We start from the raw sequence: 15,813 nt of genomic DNA on the forward strand, positions 1-15,813 counted from the left end.
CTGTTGCAAAGATTGGCGGCAGTCAGAGGTAGGCTGTCGCTCTGCGCCGATCAGGCGGCTGCTGCGAAATGGTGGTTGAGCATGCCCATGGCCTCCGTCAGCGCCGAGGGCCCAATGCCAAAAGCTCTCTCCACAAGGCGCACCTCGCCCCTGATGCCGGGCTGCAGGCACCAGGGGCGAGCCTGTCCTTTGCGCAGGGCTCGCATGACTTCGAATCCCTTGATCGTGGCATAGGCCGTGGGGATCGATTTGAAACCGCGCACCGGCTTGATCAGTATCTTGAGCTTTCCGTGATCGGCCTCGATCACGTTATTGAGATACTTCACCTGCCGGTGGGCCGTCTCCCGGTCCAGCTTTCCTTCGCGCTTCAATTCGGTGATCGCTGCACCATAGCTCGGCGCTTTGTCGGTATTGAGCGTGGCAGGCTTTTCCCAGTGCTTCAGGCCTCGCAGGGCCTTGCCCAGGAACCGCTTCGCTGCCTTGGCGCTGCGGGTCGGCGACAGGTAGAAATCGATCGTGTCGCCCCGCTTGTCGACTGCCCGGTACAGGTAGGTCCACTTGCCCCGCACCTTGACGTAGGTTTCATCCAGGCGCCAGCTCGGATCAAAGCCACGCCGCCAGAACCAGCGCAGCCGCTTCTCCATCTCCGGGGCGTAGCACTGGACCCAGCGATAGATCGTCGTATGGTCGACCGAAATGCCGCGTTCCGCCAGCATTTCCTCAAGGTCGCGATAGCTGATCGGATAGCGACAATACCAGCGCACCGCCCACAGGATCACATCACCCTGGAAATGGCGCCACTTGAAATCCGTCATCGTTCCGTCCGTCCAATCTCCGCCAAGCATGCTCAAGCTTCACGATTTTTGCAACAGAGCCGTCTAGAGGGGTAGGGTGGGAGCCGCTATGACTCTGAGAATCGGCATGATCTGGGCGCAGGCGCGCGACGGGGCGATCGGGCGGGGCGGCGAGATGCCGTGGCACGTGCCCGAAGATCTGGCGCACTTCAAGCGCATGACGCAGGGCGCGCCCGTGGTGATGGGGCGCCGCACCTGGGAGTCGCTGCCCGAGCGCTTCAGGCCGCTCGCGGGTCGCGCGAACATCGTCGTGACGCGCGACGCCGACTACGCGGCCGAGGGGGCCGAGGTCGTCGGCTCGCTCGACGCGGCGCTCGCGGCGGCCGAGCGGCACGCGGGGGATCGGGCCGCGCCCGCGCCGGTGTGGATCATGGGCGGCGGCGAGCTCTACCGGGCAGCGATGCCCGTGGCAGACGAGCTCGTCGTGACGCGGCTCGAGGTCGACGTGCCGGGCGCCGACACGTTCGCGCCCGAGATCGGGCCCGAGTGGCGCCTCGTCGACGCCGGCGACGCTCGCGTGTCGCAGTCGGGGGTGGGCTTCCGCTCCGAGCGCTGGGAGCGGTGAAGTCGGGTAGCCTAGAGGGGTGAGCGCACAAGAGAACCCCTTCGGCCAGGTGCTGGTAGCCGTGGTCACGCCTTTCCACGCCGACGGCGAGGTCGATTGGGACGCCGCAGAGAAGCACATCGACCACCTCGTCACCGGCGGGGTCGACGGCATCGTGGTCACCGGCACGACGGGCGAGACGTCGACGCTGACCGACGCCGAGAAGATCAAGCTCGTCGAGGTCGCGAAGTCGGTGTCGGGCGGCCGCGCGAAGGTCATCACGGGCGGCGGGTCGAACGAGACCGCGCACGCCATCGGGCTCTGTTGCAAAGATTGGCGGCAGTCAGAGGTAGGCTGTCGCTCTGCGCCGATCAGGCGGCTGCTGCGAAATGGTGGTTGAGCATGCCCATGGCCTCCGTCAGCGCCGAGGGCCCAATGCCAAAAGCTCTCTCCACAAGGCGCACCTCGCCCCTGATGCCGGGCTGCAGGCACCAGGGGCGAGCCTGTCCTTTGCGCAGGGCTCGCATGACTTCGAATCCCTTGATCGTGGCATAGGCCGTGGGGATCGATTTGAAACCGCGCACCGGCTTGATCAGTATCTTGAGCTTTCCGTGATCGGCCTCGATCACGTTATTGAGATACTTCACCTGCCGGTGGGCCGTCTCCCGGTCCAGCTTTCCTTCGCGCTTCAATTCGGTGATCGCTGCACCATAGCTCGGCGCTTTGTCGGTATTGAGCGTGGCAGGCTTTTCCCAGTGCTTCAGGCCTCGCAGGGCCTTGCCCAGGAACCGCTTCGCTGCCTTGGCGCTGCGGGTCGGCGACAGGTAGAAATCGATCGTGTCGCCCCGCTTGTCGACTGCCCGGTACAGGTAGGTCCACTTGCCCCGCACCTTGACGTAGGTTTCATCCAGGCGCCAGCTCGGATCAAAGCCACGCCGCCAGAACCAGCGCAGCCGCTTCTCCATCTCCGGGGCGTAGCACTGGACCCAGCGATAGATCGTCGTATGGTCGACCGAAATGCCGCGTTCCGCCAGCATTTCCTCAAGGTCGCGATAGCTGATCGGATAGCGACAATACCAGCGCACCGCCCACAGGATCACATCACCCTGGAAATGGCGCCACTTGAAATCCGTCATCGTTCCGTCCGTCCAATCTCCGCCAAGCATGCTCAAGCTTCACGATTTTTGCAACAGAGCCCGGCGCAGCTCCGGAGGATCTTCGGAGACGACACCCACCCTGAGCCGAGCATCATCATCGGTGCGAGTGATGACCGGGGGATGATGCTGGGCGGCGCCGTGGTCGAGCCGTTCGTGTCCGACGAGCTGATATCGAAAGAGCCCGACGCCGCGCGGCAGTTCGCGACAACACACCGAATCCTCGCCGCCCTCTTCGTGCTGCCTGAGGCCCGCGGGTCCGGTATCGGCCGAGAGCTGCTTTCAGAGGCCGCGTACTGGGCTCTTCCTCATGGTGGCCGCTACCTCGATGGGTTCGTGGACGACCGGAACAATAGCGCGGACTTCTACCGCAGGTCCGGCGCGACCGTTGTCGGTCACAACACGGGACTCCCCGCACGGCGTCCCACCAACAGCGAGCTGAGCCATTACCCGGGCATTGACGGAACATGGTTTTACGTCGACGCATGGCGAATGCACCAGGGCAAGATCAACTGCGCGCGGTGCCGCGACGTGTTCGAGTTCGTCGACGAGGACGGCGGCTACCTCCTATGCCCCAACTGCGGGACGCCCGAGGCGAAGTAGCCACGCTCGACGTCTGATGTTCCCGTAACGATGTCTCAGTGGGAACGAACAAGCGCTACCCGCATCTGCCGGCGCAGAGGGGCGAAGAGCGAGAGCTGCGCGAGGCGCGCAAGCGCGGGCCGCTGCGCACCCTCGATTCCCTCCAGCTTCGATTGCATGCGCAGCCGCTCACCATCGTTCCCGAGCAGATGACGATATGGGGTCACGCCTGGCTCCAGTTCGGGGATACGAACGTCCGGTGCGTCGTCCAGGTGAAACGTTGGACGGCTGACGCCGTGGGCGTCCAGGTGACGATCGACGGCGACAAGCTGCGGTGCTGGGTATGGCAGGGAGCATGTCAGCGAATCTCTGACCCGACCGACGTTTGGTAGCCCCGCTGTAAACGATCGCCGGGTCAGTGGACGGCTCCGAGTTCAATGCAGAGAACGCCACCGACGATGAGGACGATGCCGAGGCCCATCAGCCAGGTGAAGGGCTCTTTGAACAGGAACTTGCTGAGGATGGCCGTGAGCGCGACGCCGGATGCGGCCCAGATGCCGTAGGCGACGCCGAGCGCCATGCCGCCGGCGAGGGCGAGGCTGAGCATGGTGAATGCGAGGACGTAGCCCACGGCCACGCCGACGTACCAGCGCTTCTTGTCGACCGCCATACGCAGGGAGAGCGTGCCGACGACCTCGAAGATGATTGCGCCGATGAGGAACAGCCAGACCATCACGCGACCTCTGCCTTCTTCTTGTGACCGGCCTGCGCGCCGAGTTCGACGCAGAGCACTCCGGCGATGACGACGACGATGCCGATGCCCATCAAGAGCGTGAGCGGTTCGCCGAAGATGATGAGGGAGAGGAGCGCCGTGAGTGCGACCCCGGAGGCTCCCCAGATGCCGTATGCGACGCCGAGGGCCATGCCGGTGCGCAGCACGAGGCTGAGGAACACGAAGGCGCCGATGTAGCCGGCTGCGACGAGTGCATAGAGGGCGGGTGCGTCGAGCGCCCCCTTGAGGGATAGTGAGCCGGTGACCTCTGCGGCGATCGCGCCGATGAGGAACAGCCAGCCTCTGGCTTTGTTGGTCACTGGGGGTCTCCTTCATTCACGAGTTGCAGGGCGATCGCGCGCAGGACGGATCGTTCGTCATCGCGGACGGTGGGGATGCCGAGAGCAGCGTTGAACCATGCGCCGTCGGCCAGCAGGCGGGCGGCTCGAAGTGATGCGCGGCTCGCCGGGTCAGTGTCGATGTCGCTGCTGAGCCACGGGGTGAGGCGTTCCGCCCACAGAGCAGACAACCGCTCCCGCAGGTTCACGTCCGCGAGCAGGGCGAGATCGCTGGAGTCGAAGTCGCCATTGAGTGCGTAGTCGACGTACGCGCGCAGCTTGTCGATCGGCTCGGCATCCGTCGAGGCCCGAGTATGCAGATCCGCTTCCCAGCGGTCGATGATGCGGTTCACGACTGCGACAGTGAGAACTTCTTTCGTGCCGAAATGGTGGACCACCCCGGGCTTCGTCAACCCCGCCTCGCGAGCGACTGCATCGAGGGTGAGGGCATCGCCGCGGCGAAGGACTTCAACTGCGTGATCGAGAAGTTCGATTTTGGTTGGCACACTCTAAATATACCTACCATACGTATGGTAAGTCAACTTAGCTGCGGGCTCAGCCGTAAACGATCGTTTTCGGGGTGCAGCTCGTCGACGTCGCCGAGCTGCGCGACACGCCGAACAGCGGCGCACCGAAACCCCCCACCGAAACTGAATCACACCGATACTGAGCGCGTACCGTTTATGGCATGGCCGAAGTATTTGGGTACGCGCGAGTCTCGCGCAAAGAACAAGATCCGGGCGCGCAGGAAGCCGAGCTGCGCGCGGCCGGCTGCAGTCGCGTGTTCGTCGACCACGGCGAATCGAGCCGCATCGCCGATCGCCCCGAGTGGCGCAAGCTCATCGACGTAGCTGCGCGCCCCGGCGACACGATCAAGGTACGCAAGCTTGATCGACTTGCCGGCAGTGAGCGCCTGATGATCGAGGTGCTGTCCGAGCTGAACGACCGCGGCCTGAACATCGTGAGTCTCACTGAGCCCGCCATCGACACCACTACACCGATGGGGAAGGCGCTCTATGGCATCGTCGTGGTCTTCGCGCAGCTCCGCGTCGACACGATCAGAGAGAACACGCGCCTTGGGTTGGAGCACGCCAGGAGCCAGGGGAGGGTCGGTGGCCGCCCAACCGTGATGACGGCCGAGCGGATCGCGGAGGCAAGGAAGATGCGAGCAGAGAGCCTGAGCTATGCCCACATCGGGCGCGTGCTCGGAGTCGGTGCATCGAGCGTCATGCGCGCGCTCGCAAAGTAGCAGTATAACTATGGTTATATTTTCGGTAGACTGGAAGCGGAGGTGGACACTATGACGATCACAGACATTCCCGTCGAGGCGGTCGCTGCACGGAAGGCGCAGCACTTGCGGAACATTGGAGAGCTGGACTACCGGCGCAGTCTGCTGCGGCTGAAACAGCGTGGATTGCGTCAGAAGGCGATCGCCGATCTGGTGAAGGTTTCGCAGCCGAATGTGCAGAAGGTATTGCAGCGGGCCGCCACAATCCCGATGCCTCGTGAAGGCTTCTCGGGCGCAGATCCCTACGAGATTTGCGAGCGGTACGCAGCCGGTCTGATCGACCGCGCGCAGCTCGTCGATGAGCTGTCACGTTGGGAGTATGTGCCGCGGGCCCAGACCAAGGATGCGTTCGATGATCTGCTGATGGACGTTGCGGGCTCGGTCGATGATCTGGACCGCGCGCTGAGCCGTGGGCTGATCGACGATGAGCTGTACGACGAGATTGGCGATCGCATCGAAGCACGGATGACGGCCGCGTGACCCCAGAGGAGCAGCGGCATATCGAGGTTGTCCAAGCGCTCTCTACTGCCGGCGGACCACTCGACAAAGACGGTCCCCACGCGACTACCCGAAACCCCGCTTGGTATCGCTCCAACGGGTCGCGTAAAGCTGCACGACGGGCAACGCACGAGCGCATCAAGGCAGCGGTAGTGAGCCAGTCTCCGAACGCGAAAGATGAAGGTCGAGCACTCGTGCTGGCCGGCCCGCCAGGTGCCGGGAAAGGGCGAGTCGCTGACACCGTGCTCGGCGCGGATCGCGACCACTACGTGAACATTGACGCGGACGAGTTCAAGAAGTTGCTACTGCGCGAAGCGATGGCTGATGGCAGCTATGAGGAGTGGATCAAACCGCCAGAGGTGCGCGACTTAGAGGCGCAGGGGGAGCGGTTCTATCCACTTGAACTTGCCTCACTCGTGCATGAAGAATCGTCGATGCTTGCACGCGCGCTGCGCACAGAGATGATCGACCAGGGAACGAACATCATCGTCGACACGGTGCTGAGCGACCCAGACAAAGCAGTGGAGCTTGGCGCGTATCTTGCGGACGCTGGCTACCAGGTAACGGTCGTCGACGTCGAGGTGCCGTTCGAGGTATCGCAGGATCGAATCGTGCAACGGTGGCAGCACGCGATGCAGGAAGCCGAGGCCGGCAAAGCAGACGCACTCGGCGGACGATGGGTGCCGAGCGCATACGCTCGGCCGCTGTTTGACACCGAGCATGGGCGCTCGAAGTCACAGGACGCGGCAGCCCAGCTCGCGCAGACATGCCCGCGAGTCATTCGCTACGAGCGCCACTACACCAGCGCCGAGGAGCACCGAGCATCGTTGATTGAAGGGCGCGAAGCACAGCCCACACGTGAGGTCGCGCAGGTGCGGTCGAAGCCAGGCGGCAAGCTCGAAGCAGAGCAGTCGGTGAGCCGACTATCCGCGGCCAGTTTCAGTCCCGATAGATCCGCACCGCGTAGCGCAGGTGCACAAGCACAGCGGCCTGTTCCGCGTTCTGAACGAGCACCCGAAAACGGCATCGAACGATGACCAACCGTTCTTTTCTCTTCCCCTGATAAAAGCCGCCTCGAACAAGATAGCCACCTGTCAAGGGTGCGGCGCAGCCGCATCACATAGTGACGCGAAGCGCCCTTGACAGGTGGCTATCTTGTGCCAGTATCTCGGGCTCAGGGGGAGGGGAAAGCCCCTGCCGGAAGTGACGAGCTAGACGCCCGCCGGCTGCGGCGATGCAGCATCGTCGGAGAGCTTGAAATCAGATTCGAGACCCGAAGCAGTCGTTGATACAGCAGGGGTACGAGTCGGAGTCTGAGCCGTGTTCTTACGCGGTGCCCGCTTGCGCGTGCGAGCCTTCTTATCGGGCTCTGCAAAGCCGATCTTGCGCAGCTCATCGGCGCTCCAACCGGCACTGACGGCCGCGTTATACGCCTTCACGTCATCGCGCTCAGCGGACGTTACGCGCTCGCTGCCGACCGGCTCATCCTCGATCCGGGGATGGGATTTTTCTTGAGCCCCGCACCGGAAACATCGCTGCACGTGCTGTCGAACCTTCAAAAGCTGAAGTCGGCGTTGGGGCTTCCGCTATTGGTCTCGGTGTCGCGGAAATCCTTCTTGGGCGCCACCGTTGGCCTTCCTGTAAAGGATCTGGGTCCAGCGAGCCTTGCGGCGGAACTTCACGCGATCGGCAATGGCGCTGACTACGTCCGCACCCACGCGCCTGGAGATCTGCGAAGCGCAATCACCTTCTCGGAAACCCTCGCGAAATTTCGCAGTCGCGACGCCAGAGACCGAGGGTTAGATCATGCCTAGCATTCACCTTCCGGCCGCCCGCTAGCGGACCCTGGTCAGGTTCCGCGAAGGTGGGCGCAGACATGCTGGGCTCACGCCAGTAACCGCACCACCGACCCCAGAGCCAGCGGCCGAGGCTCCTGCAGTCCAGGCACCCGCAGCGCCCGCAGCGCCCCGCACGCGGCCGAAGGCGCAGCCCTCAAAGGGAAGCCGCAAGATGAACTACTACGCGGATGAAGACCAGCAGGGCCGCATCCGCGCCGCGTACTACGCAGGCCGCGACAAGTACGGATGGCAGACCCTCACCGACATGCAGAACCAGATCATCATGCAGCACGTGGAACAGCTAGAGCGCGAGTTCAACGGGGGAGCCCCGTTCGAGCCCGTGCACCCCGGCTCCATCTCCCGAGGACGCCCCCTCGAATAACGGCCCACTGTCCGAGGGCCGCGAAAGGATGACGTGATGAAGACCGAGACCGACTTCGAGGCACGCTGGCCCGAGCTGTTCGAAACCCTCACAACGCAGCAGCGAGAACAAGCCATCGGCGCGTGCTGGTACGTGCTCAAAGACGGTTTCCCGCTCACCAAGGAAGCCGTGCAGCGCATCACCACATTGCTCATCGACGATCCCCAGCAATTCGCGACCCTCTACGCCCCGTACACCGAGGCCGAGGACACGAAATATGAGGATCTGGCTGAGCGCGCGGAGCGCGGCGAACTTAGGTCGATACCAGGCACAGCACTGCGCGGCCCAGAAGTCGCCGAGGACGCGCAGCGACTCCTGAGAGAAGCCGGCTATGACCCCACAACGAAGGATTGACAGACCAATGGCTATCAACGAAGAAACGCGACAGCTCGAAATCGCACGCGAAGTCGAATCGCTGACACGCACGCTCGCGCACTCGACGCGCACCGTTCCCAACCCGAGCGAGTCATACAACCTGCTTGCCGAGCTGTGGCTCACCGTGGATCACTTGCGGCAGGTCTCCCAGCAGCTCGCACAGTGGCACCAGGGCGTCGTCGACGGCACCCACTACAACGGCCTCGACGGGGAAAAGTACGCTCCCGAAAACGTCGTGCCGTTCCTGCACAGTGCTGCAATCGCGCTCGGGGAAGCATACGGGGCGATCGGCTCGGCGCACTCGATCAACAGTGGCATTCGGTGGTACGAGGAAGCGCAGCAGCGTTCAGGCGCGGACGGTCGCTAGCTCATCCCAGTGCGTCGTCGCTCGCGGTGTGAGCATGCCCCGCTTCATCGTCCAAGACGGCCCCGGCCTGAGCCCGCCGTACCCGAGCCCGATCACCTCGCGGCCGCCCGTCTTCTTCTGCACCGCATCAATGAGCGTCGCGATACTCGCGTCCTCATGCGACGCCCGGAAAAGCTCGAGCGATAGGTGTGTGTCGGCCGGCAGCAGATCGGTGAGCATCAGGCCGGCACGGGCGTAGCGCGTACCGTCCTGAATCTGGGGGAGGAGCTGGTGAGCTGCGCGCGTGAGCTCGACGGGATCGGCAGTCGGGAACGGGAGCCGCACGCGCGCACTCGGATAGTGCTTCTGCTCGTGCCAATGGCTCGTGCCGGCAAACGCCGTGAGCGACCGTGCAACCTGTGAGTGCTTCACCAGGCGCGTCGCCGCCTGTTGAGCATAGACCGACAGTGCTTGCCGGATACCCGATACCGTCGTCACCTTCTCAGAGAACGACCGCGAGACGATGAGCTGATCCTTCTTGCCCGTGCGATCCTCCTCTGGGCCGATCACCGCGACACCGCGCAGCTCTAGCGCGGTGCGCTGCATCACGACGTTGAACCACTTGCGGATCTGCGCCGCATCCACCGTCGCAAGATCCCACACCGACGTCACCCCGTAGCCGGCTAACCGCCGTTCCAGGCGGGAAGCGATACCCCACACCTCAGACACCGGGAGCCGCTGCATGAGCTGCCGCCGCCAGCTCTCCCGCGTCGCAGGCCAAACGCACACCCCATCGAACGCCGGCACCTTCTTGGCTGCGCGATTCGCGAGCTTCGCCAGTGTCCGCGTCTCGGCGATCCCGACGCACACGGGCACACCGAGCAGCCGGTGCAGCTCGTCCTTGATCGACCGGCCGAGCCGCGCCATAGCGTCAGGGTCGGCCGCGGTGCGGCGATCGACCGTCAAGAACGCCTCGTCGATCGAGTACACGTCGAGGTCATGCGTGAAGCGCTCTAAGACCTCTACTGGTAGCCCCGATTATCGCGGAATGTCCTTTTAGGGCGTGATCATGGCCGAATGCGGTCGCCCAGCAGGCCGATGAACTCGTCCGCGGCGGCGAGCTGCTTCTCGAGCTTTGCCCGTCGCTGCTCGGCGTCGGCGAGGAACTCTGCGAGCAGTTGCATGGCCTCGGCCTCGGAGGAGTGCTCGGACTGGGTCGCTTCCAGTGCGCGCAGCAGGTCACCCATCTGCTCCAGTGAGTACCCGAGCGGTTTCATTCTGCGGATCAGCATAAGTCGTTGGTAGTCGCCCTCGGTGTAGAGGCGGAAGCCTCCTCCGGAGCGACCCGTGGGTTCCAGCAATCCGATCTCGTCATAGTGACGCAGCGTCCGCAAGGACAGTTCCGTGCGCTCGGCCAGTTCCCCGATCTGCATCATCCCGGCTCCGGGCATGGCTCAACTCCTTCCAGCTCGCATCTAACCCTAACGTTACGTTAGGGTTAGTTCGTGCCCGCATGTTCTGGCGGGCATCATCCCGACGTCCGGCCCCTTGCAGGGTGCTGTCGGGCGCGCGCAGACGCGCACTCACGCTTTCGATGGTGTCACATCGACCCATCTCGACCCCTGGGAGGCCTGCCTCATGACGACCATGACCGACGACAAGACGCGATACCGACCCGAGCCTTCCGTGCTGACTGCGCTGAAGAGCCCCCGGATCCTCACCCGTGAAGTCCTGGCCGGCCTCGTCGTCGCGCTGGCGCTCATCCCGGAGGCGATCTCCTTCTCGATCATCGCCGGCGTGGACCCGAAGGTCGGGCTGTTCTCCTCGTTCATCATGGCGGTGACGATCGCGTTCGTCGGCGGACGGCCCGCCATGATCACGGCGGCGACCGGTGCGATCGCGCTGGTCATCGCGCCCGTGGCGCGCGAGTACGGCATGGACTACTTCATCGCGACGGTGCTGCTCGCGGGCGTGCTGCAGATCGTGCTCGCGGTGCTCGGTGTCGCGAAGCTCATGCGGTTCATCCCGCGCAGCGTCATGGTCGGCTTCGTGAACGCCCTGGCGATCCTGATCTTCATGGCTCAGGTGCCCGAGCTCGTGGGGGTGCCATGGATGGTGTACCCGCTCGTCGCGGTTGGACTGGCGATCATGGTCCTCATGCCGAAGATCACCAAGGTCATCCCCGCACCCCTGGTGTCGATCGTGCTCGTCACCGCCGCGGTCGTGGTCTTCGCAATCAACGTGCCCGCCGTCGGCGATAAGGGCGAACTGCCTCGCAGCCTGCCCGAGCTGTTCATCCCGAACGTGCCGCTCACCTGGGAGACGCTGACGATCATCGCCCCGTACGCGCTGGCGACGGCGCTGGTCGGCCTCATGGAGTCCCTGATGACGGCGAAGCTCGTCGACGACGTCACCGACACTCACTCAAACAAGACGCGTGAAGGCTGGGGCCAGGGCGTGGCGAACATCGCGTCGGGCTTCTTCGGCGGCATGGGCGGCTGCGCGATGATCGGTCAGACCATGATCAACGTCAAGGCGTCCGGTGCCCGCACCCGCATCTCGACCTTCCTGGCAGGCGTCTTCCTGCTCATCCTCATCGTCGTCCTCGGCGACGTGGTCGCCATCATCCCGATGGCTGCGCTGGTCGCAGTGATGATCATGGTGTCGGTCGGCACCTTCGACTGGCACTCCATCAAACCTTCTACCCTCAAGCGGATGCCGAAGAGCGAAACGGCCGTCATGGTCATCACCGTCGCCGTGGTCGTCGCGACCCACAACCTCGCGATCGGCGTGATCGTCGGCGTCTTCGTCGCCGCGATCATGTTCGTGCGCCGAGTCGCGCACCTCGTCGACGTCACCCGCGAGGTCACCGAACGGGACGGCGCTCAGGTCGCGCACTACACGGTCGAGGGTCAGCTGCTGTTCGCGTCCAGCAACGACCTGACCACGATGTTCGAGTACGCGACCGACCCCGAACGGGTGGTCATCGACCTCTCGAAGTCGCACGTATGGGACGCGTCGACCGTCGCCGCGCTCGATGCGATCCAGACGAAGTACGAGCATCATGGCAAGACCGTCGAGTTCTTCGGCATGAACGACTACACGACGGCGTTCCACGCTCGGCTCACCGGCGGGCTCGGGAACGGTCACTGACCTGCAGGAGGCAATGACGGTCGGGGTTCAATCAGGGTTCTGCACGGAGCTTTGGATAGTCCGTCCAGTCGCCACTGGCAAGGCGCGACCACGCGGCTGCTGACGCTGCGGTGATGCCGAGGAGATCGGAGACGATTCGTGGGTGCATCTGCCGGGTCAGTTCGATCAGCGCGGTCGTCCGTGCGCTTCCTGAACGGAGCCCCTGCTGGCGCAGACGTCGGCTGAGTGGGCCCGGAGTGAGATGCAGTCCCGGATTCCTGCCAGGAAAGAGCCATCCCTCGGACTGGTGTCTCGATGCGTCAGTGAGCTCGGCGATCGCATTCCCGAGGACCTCGGGCAGTTCGATGGGCTCGGTTCCGATGGTGAGCTTCACCGGTCGCGATGTCACGTCGACCTGATCACGTGTGAGGGCGACGATGCGAGTGAGGTGGAGGCCGTAGAGGAGCACGAGCAACCCAGCGGTGCGCGTTTTGGGGTCCATGTCGAGGTCCGAGAGGAACCTGCGAGCCATCTGCCACCGATGGTCGGATTCGTAGTGCCGGCCCTCGAGGTGGCTCGTGCGAAACTCGACGTGGAGTGTGCTGAGCCGGTGCCGTCGCAGCCAGCGTGTGAACGGGGCGAGGGCGTCGCGCTGGCTCGGTGAGTCCGTGAGGAATGCGTCGAGTCCGCGCTGCGAGAAGGTGGCCAGCGTCTCGTGCTGCGATCGGATCTCGTGCAGGAGCGCGGCGCAATGCTTGAGTGCTGCTCGCTGTCTCTGGAAGCCGGCCGCGGGGCTTGAGGGGCCATGCGACAATGCCCGGAACGCTCTGGTGGACCGGAGAAGCTCCCAGGTGCAGTATCGACGCAGGATCAGCCGATCGTCGGCAGCTTCGATGCTCGCCAGCCATTCTTCAACCCAGTGATCGAATCGTACGGTCTCGACGTCGAGTTCTGGCAGCACGTTGGAGCGAACCAGCAGCGAGAGAAGGAAGGCGACTGACTGGCCAGAGCGGGCTCTCGTGATGATCGCGTTCGCGGTGAGAGGCAGGGTTCCGTCTGCGAGTTCACGGAGCACGGCGGCGCATTTGCTCTTGTGCTGCCACCGCTCGAGAGAATTCGCTTTGCTGTGGTGTGTGAGGAGGTATTCCGCAAGCGGCTGGAGTTCGGGACGGACATTGCCTGTGTCATCGCAGAGGAGCCGCTGGATGGTGATCGGTCGTCGGCACTCGGCGCAGAGGCGATGCTTGCGCACTTCCTCGATCGATCCGCAGCTGGGGCATGCCATCGTGATCGGCGAGCCGGCGCAATCGGCGCAGACCTTTTGCCCGTTCATGAACCCGGTGAGGAACACCTTGCGTCCGCACTCAGGGCAGGGTTGCGGGGTGCGCATCGCGTAGTAGCAACGAGCGCAAACTCGCCGCCCGTCGAGATGGGTAGCGACACGTCCCGGTTCGCGGCAGAGCCCGCAGGTCTTGATCGGTGCGGTGTAGCAGTTCAGGCAGACGAGATCGGGACGCCGGACGACGATTGTCGCGTGCTGACCGCACCGGGAGCAGAGACCGAACGATCGAGGATCAACTCGCCAACATTCGCGGCAGTATCGTTTCCCGTCGATGGTGCGCTGCACCGGCCTGACCCGCCCGCAGGTCGCGCAGGCGACCGATCTGGTATTTCGCTCGCAGCGCGAGCAATGCCTCCCGCCGTTCAGGGTCTTATGCGGCATCCGGACTGCTCGCCCGCACGACTCGCACGTCGGCAGCACCACCCGGCTCGCTCCTTCTACAACGAGTGCGTGGGCCAGGTCCTGGACGGTTACCGGCACGTTCCGGTGCCGGCCCTCCAACACCCCGGGCTGCTTCAGCAATGCGAGTTCGAGAAGCCGTTGCGTGAGGGGCACCGGTGCGACCGAATGCACGATCTCGGCCAGTTGCTCGGGTGAGATCTCAGGAACGAGGGGACGGACAAGCGCGACGACCTCCGCGACCCTCGACTCCTGCGGAGGCTTCGCCGCCACGACTACTTCGTGCGCGGTCGTCGGATGGTGGCACGGACCGGCCGGAGATCGCCGATGGATCCGCGCGTCGCCTCCTCGCCCACGGCGATCGGGACCGCGGCCTCACGGCGGGTGATCGTCACGAGATCGTCGAGCGTGCACTCCAGCGCATCGCAGAGCGCTGCGAGGACATCGAGGCGGACGCGCTGTGGCGGCTGCGTCACCAGCCGATACACCTGCTCCCGCGACAGGTCGATGCCGCGCTCCTCGAGCAGCGGTTTCAGCTTCGACGTCTGGAAGATCCCGAGCGATGCCATCACGCTGCGCAGGTTCCAGCCGGTCTCGAGCTCAACGGCCATCAGCTTCTCCTTCGATCAGGGCCTTCAACGCCTCCGCGAGCACCCGGTTCTTATAGTCCGAACTGACAGAGGCGTAGATGGAAGTCGTCGACGCGTGCATGTGCCCCACCTGCTCCTGGACGAACCGCTCCGCGTAGCCGAACTCCAGCAGGTGCGTGACGTACGAATGCCGGAGACTGTGCAGCGTCAGATCCTTCGACAGGCCGGCGTCGTCGCGCAGTTCTGCGAACCTCCGGTCGAGATACCCGGCGGACAGGCGCGTGTGCCGCTCGGTCACCCAGAGTGCGTCGAGGTCGGCGGCCGGGGCGAAACGCTCCCTTGCCTGCTCGAGCCACTGCCTCATGCCCGGCACCCACCAGTCGAACTCCGGCACCAGCAGCACCGTCCTACGACGAGGCGCGCCGCCTCCCGCCGCCTTCGCCCATCGCACGTGGAGCGCGCCATAGCGCCCCCATTGGCGCATCTTGGCGTTGTGATGCAGATCGACGGTGTCGAGCATGACCGCCTCGGTGCGGCGCAGCCCGAACGCATACACGGTCTTCAGCAGCTGCGCGTCCCTCAGCGCTCCGAGCGCGCCCTTCCGCCCGGAACTGACCAGCAGCTCGACACGGGCATCGGCTGTGTCGAACAGGCGCTCGACCTCGTCATACGTGAACGGACGACGCTTCCCGTCGCCCTCGAACTCAAACCGGTGGGCGACCGTGTTCCACGGCAGGCACACCTGCGACGGGAACTCTCCGAACTCCCGATCGCAGATCTCCATCCAGTCGTACAAGGGGCTCGTGAGGTAATCGCAGAACCCACGGATCGCGCCATGATTGGCGCGCATCGTCGACAGCGTCCGAGTACGCCCGCCGGACTCCGCGGTGAACTCGTCGACATCCGCGACGCTCCACTTCCACGGCGGTTTGTCCACAAAATCGCGGAACTTCACCACGGTGGCCACCCGATTCCGGATGGTCTGCTCACGCAGGCCTCGCGACAACTGCTGTTTCCGCCAGCCTTCGATCATCGCGTCGAAGACCTGTTGTTCCGGGTTCGCCAACGCGACGTTCGACGACGAAGTGATCAGTCGAAGCGCTGCAGGAGAGGCTCCAAAATCTTGCATCAGATGCAACAAAGTACGGGACAGTGCATCACAATGTCAACCCAGATCTCAGCATCGCCGAGATCACGCTGTTATGGTCGAAGCTGTTCCGCATTGACGAGACCAATAGACGACCTTTGCAAGCGTGAACAATTGCATCTGCTACAACACGCGACGGTTCATCACGCGCCGGGGCTCTGTTGCAAAGATTGGCGGCAGTCAGAGGTAGGCT

20 protein-coding genes and 3 pseudogenes are annotated in these 15,813 nt (G+C 64.1%); 12 read left to right on the plus strand and 11 right to left on the minus strand.

Features of this window, described 5'->3' with window-relative positions:
- Positions 1–50: 50 nt before the first annotated feature.
- Positions 51–815 carry an IS6-like element IS6100 family transposase gene (locus ACOPJ3_RS00420; RefSeq protein ID WP_001389365.1) on the minus strand — a complete coding sequence of 255 codons (765 nt, stop codon included), beginning with the start codon at positions 813–815 and terminating at the stop codon, positions 51–53.
- 88 nt (positions 816–903) lie between these two features.
- On the opposite strand from ACOPJ3_RS00420, the gene ACOPJ3_RS00425 reads away from it, so the two are divergent.
- The gene (locus ACOPJ3_RS00425) at positions 904–1,419 is read left to right on the plus strand and encodes a dihydrofolate reductase (RefSeq protein ID WP_427869877.1); all 516 of its coding nucleotides are present in this window, start codon (positions 904–906) and stop codon (positions 1,417–1,419) included.
- A gap of 19 nt (positions 1,420–1,438) precedes the next feature.
- Positions 1,439–1,720: pseudogene (locus ACOPJ3_RS00430) on the plus strand (dihydrodipicolinate synthase family protein); the annotation flags it as partial.
- Between the two features lie 49 nt (positions 1,721–1,769).
- Here ACOPJ3_RS00430 and ACOPJ3_RS00435 read toward each other — a convergent pair.
- On the minus strand, positions 1,770–2,534 hold the full coding sequence (locus ACOPJ3_RS00435; protein ID WP_001389365.1) for an IS6-like element IS6100 family transposase: 765 nt from the start codon (positions 2,532–2,534) through the stop codon (positions 1,770–1,772).
- Between the two features lie 48 nt (positions 2,535–2,582).
- Between ACOPJ3_RS00435 and ACOPJ3_RS00440 the strand changes: the two genes are divergently transcribed.
- Positions 2,583–3,155 carry a GNAT family N-acetyltransferase gene (locus ACOPJ3_RS00440; RefSeq protein ID WP_427869878.1) on the plus strand — a complete coding sequence of 191 codons (573 nt, stop codon included), beginning with the start codon at positions 2,583–2,585 and terminating at the stop codon, positions 3,153–3,155.
- A 38-nt stretch (positions 3,156–3,193) separates the two neighbouring features.
- Positions 3,194–3,526 (plus strand): hypothetical protein, encoded by a 333-nt coding sequence (locus ACOPJ3_RS00445; RefSeq protein ID WP_046746590.1) that lies wholly within the window; start codon positions 3,194–3,196, stop codon positions 3,524–3,526.
- A gap of 23 nt (positions 3,527–3,549) precedes the next feature.
- Here ACOPJ3_RS00445 and ACOPJ3_RS00450 read toward each other — a convergent pair whose 3' ends face one another.
- From ACOPJ3_RS00450 to ACOPJ3_RS00460, 3 genes are read right to left on the minus strand one after another with little or no spacing between them, the layout of a single operon-like run.
- Entirely contained in the window at positions 3,550–3,867 is a 318-nt protein-coding gene (locus ACOPJ3_RS00450) for a DMT family transporter (RefSeq protein WP_046746591.1), read from the minus strand.
- Positions 3,867–4,226: a DMT family transporter gene (locus ACOPJ3_RS00455; RefSeq protein WP_427869879.1), complete on the minus strand. Its 360-nt coding sequence runs from the start codon at positions 4,224–4,226 to the stop codon at positions 3,867–3,869. The genes ACOPJ3_RS00450 and ACOPJ3_RS00455 overlap by 1 nt, the downstream gene beginning before the upstream one ends.
- Positions 4,223–4,750: a TetR/AcrR family transcriptional regulator gene (locus ACOPJ3_RS00460; RefSeq protein ID WP_427869880.1), complete on the minus strand. Its 528-nt coding sequence runs from the start codon at positions 4,748–4,750 to the stop codon at positions 4,223–4,225. The genes ACOPJ3_RS00455 and ACOPJ3_RS00460 overlap by 4 nt, the downstream gene beginning before the upstream one ends.
- A gap of 182 nt (positions 4,751–4,932) precedes the next feature.
- Between ACOPJ3_RS00460 and ACOPJ3_RS00465 the strand changes: the two genes are divergently transcribed.
- The 7 genes and pseudogenes from ACOPJ3_RS00465 to ACOPJ3_RS00495 all read left to right on the plus strand — a co-directional run bounded on the left by ACOPJ3_RS00465 (position 4,933) and on the right by ACOPJ3_RS00495 (position 9,031).
- A complete protein-coding gene (locus ACOPJ3_RS00465; RefSeq protein WP_360029312.1) occupies positions 4,933–5,493 on the plus strand; it encodes a recombinase family protein in 561 nt (186 codons plus the stop codon).
- Between the two features lie 51 nt (positions 5,494–5,544).
- Positions 5,545–6,012, plus strand: coding sequence for a hypothetical protein (locus tag ACOPJ3_RS00470; RefSeq protein WP_360029311.1), 468 nt, complete (start codon positions 5,545–5,547; stop codon positions 6,010–6,012).
- Positions 6,013–6,182: 170 nt separating this feature from the next.
- Positions 6,183–7,067, plus strand: a complete 885-nt coding sequence (locus tag ACOPJ3_RS00475; protein ID WP_360029310.1) for a zeta toxin family protein — start codon at positions 6,183–6,185, stop codon at positions 7,065–7,067.
- A gap of 420 nt (positions 7,068–7,487) precedes the next feature.
- Positions 7,488–7,844 (plus strand): annotated as a pseudogene (locus tag ACOPJ3_RS00480) (dihydropteroate synthase); the annotation flags it as partial.
- A 196-nt stretch (positions 7,845–8,040) separates the two neighbouring features.
- Positions 8,041–8,250: a hypothetical protein gene (locus ACOPJ3_RS00485; protein WP_360029285.1), complete on the plus strand. Its 210-nt coding sequence runs from the start codon at positions 8,041–8,043 to the stop codon at positions 8,248–8,250.
- A 36-nt stretch (positions 8,251–8,286) separates the two neighbouring features.
- Entirely contained in the window at positions 8,287–8,643 is a 357-nt protein-coding gene (locus ACOPJ3_RS00490) for a hypothetical protein (protein WP_360029284.1), read from the plus strand.
- 7 nt (positions 8,644–8,650) lie between these two features.
- On the plus strand, positions 8,651–9,031 hold the full coding sequence (locus ACOPJ3_RS00495; RefSeq protein WP_360029283.1) for a hypothetical protein: 381 nt from the start codon (positions 8,651–8,653) through the stop codon (positions 9,029–9,031).
- Here the strand turns inward: ACOPJ3_RS00495 and ACOPJ3_RS00500 are convergent.
- The 3 genes and pseudogenes from ACOPJ3_RS00500 to ACOPJ3_RS00510 all read right to left on the minus strand — a co-directional run bounded on the left by ACOPJ3_RS00500 (position 9,011) and on the right by ACOPJ3_RS00510 (position 10,461).
- Positions 9,011–9,754 (minus strand): DUF4113 domain-containing protein, encoded by a 744-nt coding sequence (locus ACOPJ3_RS00500; protein WP_427871242.1) that lies wholly within the window; start codon positions 9,752–9,754, stop codon positions 9,011–9,013. The two genes, ACOPJ3_RS00495 and ACOPJ3_RS00500, sit on opposite strands and share 21 nt — an antisense overlap.
- Before the next feature lie 90 nt (positions 9,755–9,844).
- Positions 9,845–10,021, minus strand: a pseudogene (locus ACOPJ3_RS00505) (DNA polymerase V subunit UmuC); the annotation flags it as partial.
- Between the two features lie 56 nt (positions 10,022–10,077).
- Positions 10,078–10,461, minus strand: coding sequence for a MerR family transcriptional regulator (locus tag ACOPJ3_RS00510; protein WP_427869881.1), 384 nt, complete (start codon positions 10,459–10,461; stop codon positions 10,078–10,080).
- Positions 10,462–10,648: 187 nt separating this feature from the next.
- On the opposite strand from ACOPJ3_RS00510, the gene ACOPJ3_RS00515 reads away from it, so the two are divergent.
- Positions 10,649–12,163: a SulP family inorganic anion transporter gene (locus ACOPJ3_RS00515; RefSeq protein WP_427869882.1), complete on the plus strand. Its 1,515-nt coding sequence runs from the start codon at positions 10,649–10,651 to the stop codon at positions 12,161–12,163.
- A 31-nt stretch (positions 12,164–12,194) separates the two neighbouring features.
- Here ACOPJ3_RS00515 and ACOPJ3_RS00520 read toward each other — a convergent pair whose 3' ends face one another.
- Genes ACOPJ3_RS00520 through ACOPJ3_RS00530 form a run of 3 tightly spaced genes read right to left on the minus strand, consistent with a single transcriptional unit; the run spans position 12,195 to position 15,539 of the window.
- The gene (locus tag ACOPJ3_RS00520; protein WP_427869883.1) at positions 12,195–14,156 is read right to left on the minus strand and encodes a hypothetical protein; all 1,962 of its coding nucleotides are present in this window, start codon (positions 14,154–14,156) and stop codon (positions 12,195–12,197) included.
- A gap of 2 nt (positions 14,157–14,158) precedes the next feature.
- Complete coding sequence (locus tag ACOPJ3_RS00525; RefSeq protein ID WP_427869884.1) at positions 14,159–14,494, minus strand: helix-turn-helix domain-containing protein; 336 nt, start codon at positions 14,492–14,494, stop codon at positions 14,159–14,161.
- On the minus strand, positions 14,484–15,539 hold the full coding sequence (locus ACOPJ3_RS00530) for a tyrosine-type recombinase/integrase (RefSeq protein ID WP_427869885.1): 1,056 nt from the start codon (positions 15,537–15,539) through the stop codon (positions 14,484–14,486). Before ACOPJ3_RS00530 ends, ACOPJ3_RS00525 begins: the two co-directional genes overlap by 11 nt.
- Between the last annotated feature and the right edge of the window lie 274 nt (positions 15,540–15,813).

It is taken from the genome of Leucobacter luti, assembly GCF_050310065.1.
In the GTDB taxonomy this organism is placed as follows: Bacteria; Actinomycetota; Actinomycetes; order Actinomycetales; family Microbacteriaceae; genus Leucobacter; species Leucobacter luti_B.